This is a genomic window from uncultured Clostridium sp., from assembly GCF_934754915.1.
Classification (GTDB): domain Bacteria; phylum Bacillota; class Clostridia; order Clostridiales; family Clostridiaceae; genus Clostridium.
Genome location: NZ_CAKVKB010000205.1, coordinates 1 through 4,500, shown reverse-complemented (window position 1 = coordinate 4,500; position 4,500 = coordinate 1). Strand labels below are relative to the sequence as shown.

Annotated in this window: 9 protein-coding genes; 6 read left to right on the top strand and 3 right to left on the bottom strand. The window is 27.7% G+C overall.

Annotation, left to right across the window (positions count from 1 at the left end; all coding sequences use genetic code 11):
• The 3 genes from Q0F58_RS17430 to Q0F58_RS17420 form a co-directional block, all read right to left on the bottom strand.
• The coding region (locus tag Q0F58_RS17430) for a DUF4041 domain-containing protein (RefSeq protein WP_294379137.1) at positions 1-1,065 on the bottom strand (1,065 nt) is incomplete at its 3' end.
• A 27-nt stretch (positions 1,066-1,092) separates the two neighbouring features.
• The gene (locus Q0F58_RS17425) at positions 1,093-1,380 is read right to left on the bottom strand and encodes an ImmA/IrrE family metallo-endopeptidase (RefSeq protein ID WP_294379138.1); all 288 of its coding nucleotides are present in this window, start codon (positions 1,378-1,380) and stop codon (positions 1,093-1,095) included.
• A 43-nt stretch (positions 1,381-1,423) separates the two neighbouring features.
• Positions 1,424-1,825, bottom strand: a complete 402-nt coding sequence (locus tag Q0F58_RS17420) for a helix-turn-helix domain-containing protein (RefSeq protein WP_294379136.1) — start codon at positions 1,823-1,825, stop codon at positions 1,424-1,426.
• A gap of 216 nt (positions 1,826-2,041) precedes the next feature.
• On the opposite strand from Q0F58_RS17420, the gene Q0F58_RS17415 reads away from it, so the two are divergent.
• The 6 genes from Q0F58_RS17415 (at position 2,042) to Q0F58_RS17390 (ending at position 4,392) form a co-directional block, all read left to right on the top strand.
• Positions 2,042-2,242: a helix-turn-helix transcriptional regulator gene (locus Q0F58_RS17415; RefSeq protein WP_294379135.1), complete on the top strand. Its 201-nt coding sequence runs from the start codon at positions 2,042-2,044 to the stop codon at positions 2,240-2,242.
• A 96-nt stretch (positions 2,243-2,338) separates the two neighbouring features.
• Positions 2,339-3,163, top strand: a complete 825-nt coding sequence (locus Q0F58_RS17410; RefSeq protein ID WP_294379134.1) for a hypothetical protein — start codon at positions 2,339-2,341, stop codon at positions 3,161-3,163.
• Between the two features lie 16 nt (positions 3,164-3,179).
• Positions 3,180-3,398, top strand: a complete 219-nt coding sequence (locus Q0F58_RS17405) for a hypothetical protein (protein ID WP_294379133.1) — start codon at positions 3,180-3,182, stop codon at positions 3,396-3,398.
• Positions 3,399-3,428: 30 nt separating this feature from the next.
• Complete coding sequence (locus Q0F58_RS17400; RefSeq protein WP_294379132.1) at positions 3,429-3,809, top strand: hypothetical protein; 381 nt, start codon at positions 3,429-3,431, stop codon at positions 3,807-3,809.
• Positions 3,810-3,870: 61 nt separating this feature from the next.
• The gene (locus Q0F58_RS17395; protein WP_294379131.1) at positions 3,871-4,035 is read left to right on the top strand and encodes a hypothetical protein; all 165 of its coding nucleotides are present in this window, start codon (positions 3,871-3,873) and stop codon (positions 4,033-4,035) included.
• 69 nt (positions 4,036-4,104) lie between these two features.
• Positions 4,105-4,392, top strand: a complete 288-nt coding sequence (locus Q0F58_RS17390; protein WP_294379130.1) for an AbrB/MazE/SpoVT family DNA-binding domain-containing protein — start codon at positions 4,105-4,107, stop codon at positions 4,390-4,392.
• The last annotated feature ends 108 nt before the right edge of the window (positions 4,393-4,500 follow it).

Here is a 4,500-nt window from a genome sequence, read left to right as displayed (position 1 = left end):
TATGTATACAAATCCAGCTTTAGCATTAGCGCTACGTTCTAACACATTTTCTTTATCTTTTTCTAGTTGCTTTAGCTTTTCTTCTAATTCTTTAACTTTATCAATATATAATTGCTTTTCTGTATCATTTGATGTTTTTTGTAAGTATTTCATTAATTTATTAATTTCATTTGTAAATTGAGCTTGATCCTTTTCGATTTTTTTCTTTTCCTGTTCAAGTTCTCTACGAACCTTTTCTTCTTCAACCATTTGAGCTTTAATTTCCTTTTGTTGCTCTATTTCTTGTTGACGTTTTAATTCATAAGTATAAACTAAGTTTAATTCCTTTAATTTTAGTTCTAATAATGGCTTGTTTAATTGTAATCCATCTACTTTAAATATTTTATTAAGACTTTCAAATGATTTACTTATTTTGTTTCTCATATTGTCAATATTTTTCACAGATATATTCATAAGAACATTATCACATTCAGTATTAAAGCATCTAATAATTTGCTTGATATTATTATTTATTACCGATTTACTAGAATCAGAAAAAACTGATACTGCACTGTTTGCTTTTATTAAATCTTTTTCTTGTAATTTAAGAAGAGCAATTTCATTTTTACAATCTTCAGAAGTTAAGCTATCATAATCAGAAAACTCATAATGTTTAAGAATAACATTTGAATTTAATAAATCATATTCACTTTGAAGTGCATTAAAATTTTTCATTAAAGAATCATATTCTTTAGTTAATGAATTTAATCTGTTATTGTGACTGTTTTCGAGATTTTTTGAAACTTGATTAAAATTACTTTGTAAATCCTGTGTTTTTTTATCAAATTCTTTTTGTAAATTTTGATTTTTAATATTAAATTCATTATCCAGTAAAACTATTTTAGTCTCTAACGTGTTTATAGCTCCATATTTATCAAATAGCTCTTTATCATATTTATATTGCAATACAGCTAGAACAATACCAGCGACTGGCAATACTAAGAATACTGGAACTGCAAATCCCAATATTGTAGGTGCAAAAAGTAAACAAATTACCCATGTGTTTAAGTACCATTTTTTTCTCATTTTAAAACCTCATTTCTTAATTTGAAATTATATATTAAATTTTAATTTTATATATTCTATTGGAACATTAAAATGTAATGCTAATTGTTCTATAGAATAGTTTTGTACTAAACATTTATCTAAAGAATCTACATCGATTAGCAAATCTGTAGCAAAAAGATTTGCTTCACGTTCAAATTTACCACGAGAATATAAAGTGTGGTCATGCAAGAAAAATGTAAAATCTGAACTATGTAAAATAGCATGTCCTAATTCGTGAGCCATTACCGCTCTTAAATCATAATCATCGACTATTCTTGTCATATTTAAAATAATGAATTTTCGTTTTAAAATTTTTTTAAATATTCCCTTAGGGGAATCAGTAGATAAATTTTTGTATTTTATAATCCCAAAACAGTTCAGACATTAAATCCAGCATTTCCTTTTTAGATTCTTCTGTAAATTCATCATCCATAAAGAAAGCTTCATTGGCTTTTTTCATTTCTTCAAGATATTGTCTTTTGTCTCTTGAAGTTACTCTAAATTTATCTGTATATTCTTTTGGAATGTTAATATCTATATCATTATTAAAAAATATATTAACAGGAACATTTAAAGCCTTTGCCAACTTTTCTAAAGTATCCATACGAGGATGCTTCGCTTTTCCGTTTTCTATATCGGATATTGTACTTGGTCCAACGCCACTAATTGATGATAGTTGTTTTAAGGTTAAATTGTTGGATTCTCTATTATTTCTTAATATTTCACCTATAGTATTCATAATTTATCACCTTTCTGTTTTCGGTTTACAGGAATATATTATCATTAAATTTCGGTAAAGTAAATAGTAAATTTCAGAAAAACGGAGAAAATTAAAGTAATGGAGAGTTATTTTTAAATAATAACCGTTTTTCCGAAAGAAAATATTTGCTTAAACGGAAAAACGGAAGTATACTAAAAACATCAATTACGGATTACCGTAAAAGGAGGACAAACTATGAAAAATAAAATTAAAGAATTTATATCTAAAAAAGGACTTAAAGTCATGTTTGTAATTGAAAAGGTTGGATTATCAACATCGTCTTTTTATGAAATTATGAACGGTAAAGCGGTTCCTAGTTTGAAAAATGCAAGAAAAATTGCGGATGTATTAAATGTTTCTCTAGATGAACTTTTTCCAAATGAAAAATTTGAATAATTAGTTAAGCTGTAGCAAATACGTAGGAAATACTAAACTCACTACAGGCTAAGAGAGTATTGTAATAATAAATAAAATATAAGGAGCTAATTAAGTATGGATAAGAAATTTCTAGAAGTATCACAAATTAAGGAGAGAAAATCAGAAAAGAAAGAAGAGATTTTAAAGATGAATGAAATTAAATTATTTGAAGGACAAGAAGTCAAAGTAAAAACTGATGAAGGAGCAACACTTATTAATTTAGTTCATGTAGCTAAGTGTTGTGGTTTAGTAGAAGTTAAAAAAGGAACTTCATATGTTAATTGGAAACAAGCAGGAGGAATTGTTAAAAAACTTAAAAAGATATTTTCGGAAGAACTTCCGAAAGAAATTCAAGAAGAAATCACCTACATATTAGATGAAATAGAAAATACAGATGATAGAAATTCTATTTACATGAGTAGTTGGTTAAGTAAGAGATTGGCAATAGAATGTCATAGCGATAAAGCCAATAGGTTTAAGAATTGGTTAGTAACACTTGATGAAGCTAGAGAAAATGGGAAACTTGCACAAGTTAATAAACTTCAATTAGACGAAAGTGTTGTTACCAACATGAATTTAATAGCACAGAATATGAATTTCATGAGTAAAGCAATAACTGGCATTAAGGAATATGTACAGGACAGTATACAGGCTAAGGACAAGCAGATAGATGATATTGCTAATTTAATAGGAATTAGAAGTAAAAATAAATCTGATTTAATACAGATTGTAAAAAATACTTTAGTAAAAAAATACAATCTAACTCACATTAATTCCAGTATGGAAGTTTACAAAAGAGCAAAATCAAAAATATTTAAGGAATTCAATGTTACTAAATGGGAAGATATTTCAGCAACTAAATATAATGCGGTACAGGCTTTTATTGAAGAATGTTTATAAGAAAGGAATGATATGTATGAAACTATATCAGAGTGAAGAAATGAATAGGTATCAAAGAGAAAAATTAAGAGATTTAAATTTGCCAACTGCTATTTTAGAAAATAGTGTAAATCAAATATGTGAGGTATTAAAGAAGCATGACTTGTCATTAAACCAATCTGATTATGTACTTGATGAAGTTAGAAAAGCTTTAATGAATAAGCCTTTGTGGTCTGCTCCCTTAAAATCGGAATAATATAATAAATCAAATATTGGAGGAATAGAAATGGATAAGTTGTTAGAAGATCTAACTAAAAATATGGAAGTGATTAGAGCTGAAAATATTAAGTTAAAAAGAGAAAATGATGCGCTTAAGGAACTTGTAAAGATACAAGAAAATTGGACAGGTATAAGAGAAGGGTATTTATTACCTATTCTTAGAAAAAAGTATGGAACTAGATGTGAAGTTTTATACGGCCCTCTATTAACCCATATTGGAAATGTAGTGAAAGCTTTTTTGGGCGTACATAGGTTTACTGAAATAAATGAAAGTAACTATAAAGAAGCTAAAGAAATAGCTGTTGCATTTATGAATACTTTCTGTGAATTTGAATGGTCTTATTTGCATGAGATGGAAATGTACTATAAGAGCAAAGGAATGATATAGAGAGTAGTAACCAAATTGAATAAATCTGCATACAATAGACATCAGAAATGGGGGAATTGATATGTCAAAGATTAAAGAACCTGAATGGGAATTCATATTTGATAATGAACCTGATGAAGAAGTAGTGGAAGAATTTCATAAAAGTTTAGCACAGATTTATATAAACAAATATGGTGCTAATAATATGAGAAGAGTTTTAGAAGTACTTCAACAACAAAATTCATAAGATAAACAGGCTGAGAAGCCTTGGGTATCAGCTCAACATAACTATAAAAAAGTAAAGGAGAATATAAAGATGAAATCAACAGGAATGATAAGAAGGATTGATACTTTAGGAAGAATAGTAATTCCTAAATCAATCAGAAAAAGTTTAGGACTAAAAGACCAAACTGCAACAGAAGAAGGTACTGCATTAGAAATTTTCGTGGATGGAGAACAGCTTATATTTAGAAAGTATGCTCCAGGGTGTATATGCTGTGGTGAAGCTTCAAACTTAAGAGAGGTTAAGGGTATTATGTTTTGTCCTGAATGTATTAGAAAGATTGCAGCTATTAACAATGAATCTAATAAGATAAATATTTAGGGATGTGGTCATATGTATGCCAAATGCAAGTGTGGCAAAGTATGGAATGTAAGTATAAAAGCTGAAATTCCTAAGGATGGATATAAATGTCCAGTATGTAGAAGTAAA